A 3,084-nucleotide genomic window follows, 5' to 3' on the forward strand; every position below is an offset into this window, starting at 1 on the left:
GTCGTCGTCTACCGCCTGTACGCCCAGAACCTCGGACTGACCATCGACGAACTCGATGTCAGCGCTGAAGGCGACCTGGATGTGCGGGGACTCTTCGGCGCCGATGAGACCGTGCGCCCCGGATTCTCGTCCGTCCGCGTGAGCGTCAACATCGCCGGACCCGACAGCAACGAGGACTACCAGAAGCTGCAGGAGACCGTGGACGCTCATTGCCCCGTCTTCGACATCTTCACCAACCCGGAACTGACCGTCCCATCGATCATCATGACCCTCAGAACTACTGACTCGAACGATGTCCTCGTCGGGATCTGTCTGATGATTGGTGGGCGGTCGGCACCGGCTCGGCCCACATCGATAACTTGATCAGAAGGTTGTCCGTTCCTGACCGAACGTGACTCATCACAGTAGTGTTTCGACGTGACTATCTCCCGGACCGGAGCCGACCGTTCGACGGTCGGACCTCATCCGCTCTGACACAGGAGAATCACGAACCGTCATGACTATCATCTCGCATTTATACGCGTTTGTCGTGGGCGTCGACACCCACGCGAAGAACCACGTCTACAGTGTCCTCACCCACACTGGTGAGCACGTCGACACTGCCACGTTCCCGACCACGAAAGCTGGCATCAAACGAGCCCTGACGTGGGTCGGCCGCCGTACTCGCGGGGACCTGAACACCCTGTGGGTGATCGAGGCTATCGGCACTTACGGGGCGATCCTGGCCGACCATGTCGCCGACGCAGGCTATACGGTCGCCGAGGCTGCCAGCATGAATGCTCGCGACCGGCACGCCACGGGCAAGGACGACCGGATCGATGCCAGACGGATCGCTGGCACGGTCCTGCCTTTGGACGAGTCGCGGCTGCGTTTTCCCAGGCAGGCTGATGGGCCGCGTCAGGGACTGCGGATCCTGGTCAAGGCGCGGGAGTCCATGACCGGGGAGAAGACTCGCACGATCAATGCGCTCACTGCGCTGTTGCGTACTCATGACCTTGGTATGGATGCGCGTCGGAAACTGTCGGTCGTCACGATTCAAACGATGGCGAAGTGGCGGCTCAGGAACGAGTCTGTGGCACTGACCGAGGGTCGTCGGGAAGCCATCCGGGTAGGCAAACGTGTCGGCGAGCTCGATGCCGAAATCAAGGACTACGCCGCCCGGATCGAGGCCTTGGTTAAGGACAGTGCGGGTGCGGCGGTGTTGGCTGAGGCGGGGATTGGTCCGATCACTGCGGCTGTGTTCTACCTGGCGTGGTCGCATCATGGGGGGGAATGTGGTGAGGTTCCGGCTGAATCGCAGTGGTGATCGTCGGTTGAATTCTGCGTTGTACATGGTCGCCGTCACGCGGCTTTCTCACCATAAGAAGTCCCAGGCGTACATGGCTAGACGGCTGAGTGAGCGGAAGACGAAGAAGGAGACGATCCGGTGTATGAAGCGTGCCTTGGCCCGCTCGGTGTATCGGATTCTCGAGGCCACGAACCCGATCGGTCAAGCCGCTTGACAGACATAGAAGGATCCTGACGGCGGCCCAGCAACCTCGCGCGAGGTTGCTGGGCCGCCGTCAGGATCCTTCTATGTCTGTCAAGCGGCTTGACCGATCGGGTTCGTGGCCTCGAGAATCCGATACACCGAGCGGGCCAAGGCACGCTTCATACACCGGATCGTCTCCTTCTTCGTCTTCCGCTCACTCAGCCGTCTAGCCATGTACGCCTGGGACTTCTTATGGTGAGAAAGCCGCGTGACGGCGACCATGTACAACGCAGAATTCAACCGACGATCACCACTGCGATTCAGCCGGAACCTCACCACATTCCCCCCCATGATGCGACCACGCCAGGTAGAACACAGCCGCAGTGATCGGACCAATCCCCGCCTCAGCCAACACCGCCGCACCCGCACTGTCCTTAACCAAGGCCTCGATCCGGGCGGCGTAGTCCTTGATTTCGGCATCGAGCTCGCCGACACGTTTGCCTACCCGGATGGCTTCCCGACGACCCTCGGTCAGTGCCACAGACTCGTTCCTGAGCCGCCACTTCGCCATCGTTTGAATCGTGACGACCGACAGTTTCCGACGCGCATCCATACCAAGGTCATGAGTACGCAACAGCGCAGTGAGCGCATTGATCGTGCGAGTCTTCTCCCCGGTCATGGACTCCCGCGCCTTGACCAGGATCCGCAGTCCCTGACGCGGCCCATCAGCCTGCCTGGGAAAACGCAGCCGCGACTCGTCCAAAGGCAGGACCGTGCCAGCGATCCGTCTGGCATCGATCCGGTCGTCCTTGCCCGTGGCGTGCCGGTCGCGAGCATTCATGCTGGCAGCCTCGGCGACCGTATAGCCTGCGTCGGCGACATGGTCGGCCAGGATCGCCCCGTAAGTGCCGATAGCCTCGATCACCCACAGGGTGTTCAGGTCCCCGCGAGTACGGCGGCCGACCCACGTCAGGGCTCGTTTGATGCCAGCTTTCGTGGTCGGGAACGTGGCAGTGTCGACGTGCTCACCAGTGTGGGTGAGGACACTGTAGACGTGGTTCTTCGCGTGGGTGTCGACGCCCACGACAAACGCGTATAAATGCGAGATGATAGTCATGACGGTTCGTGATTCTCCTGTGTCAGAGCGGATGAGGTCCGACCGTCGAACGGTCGGCTCCGGTCCGGGAGATAGTCACGTCGAAACACTACTGTGATGAGTCACGTTCGGTCAGGAACGGACAACCTTCTGATCAAGTTATCGATGTGGGCCGAGCCGGTGCCGACCGCCCACCAATCATCAGACAGATCCCGACGAGGACATCGTTCGAGTCAGTAGTTCTGAGGGTCATGATGATCGATGGGACGGTCAGTTCCGGGTTGGTGAAGATGTCGAAGACGGGGCAATGAGCGTCCACGGTCTCCTGCAGCTTCTGGTAGTCCTCGTTGCTGTCGGGTCCGGCGATGTTGACGCTCACGCGGACGGACGAGAATCCGGGGCGCACGGTCTCATCGGCGCCGAAGAGTCCCCGCACATCCAGGTCGCCTTCAGCGCTGACATCGAGTTCGTCGATGGTCAGTCCGAGGTTCTGGGCGTACAGGCGGTAGACGACGAC

At 61.0% G+C, this 3,084-nt stretch carries 2 protein-coding genes and 2 pseudogenes; 2 read left to right on the forward strand and 2 right to left on the reverse strand.

What is annotated here, in order from left to right:
• Both BSP109_RS16380 and BSP109_RS16375 read left to right on the forward strand, forming a co-directional pair.
• The coding region (locus BSP109_RS16380) for an OsmC family protein (protein ID WP_146001217.1) at positions 1–363 on the forward strand (363 nt) is incomplete at its 5' end.
• 133 nt (positions 364–496) lie between these two features.
• A pseudogene (locus BSP109_RS16375) lies at positions 497–1,502 on the forward strand (transposase).
• A gap of 80 nt (positions 1,503–1,582) precedes the next feature.
• Here the strand turns inward: BSP109_RS16375 and BSP109_RS16370 are convergent.
• Positions 1,583–2,588, reverse strand: a pseudogene (locus tag BSP109_RS16370) (transposase).
• 133 nt (positions 2,589–2,721) lie between these two features.
• Positions 2,722–3,084: OsmC family protein (locus BSP109_RS16365; RefSeq protein ID WP_146001217.1), on the reverse strand; the 363-nt coding region annotated here is incomplete at its 5' end.

Origin of the sequence: Brevibacterium sp. Mu109 (assembly GCF_900169375.1) — a bacterium.
Taxonomy (GTDB): domain Bacteria; phylum Actinomycetota; class Actinomycetes; order Actinomycetales; family Brevibacteriaceae; genus Brevibacterium; species Brevibacterium yomogidense_A.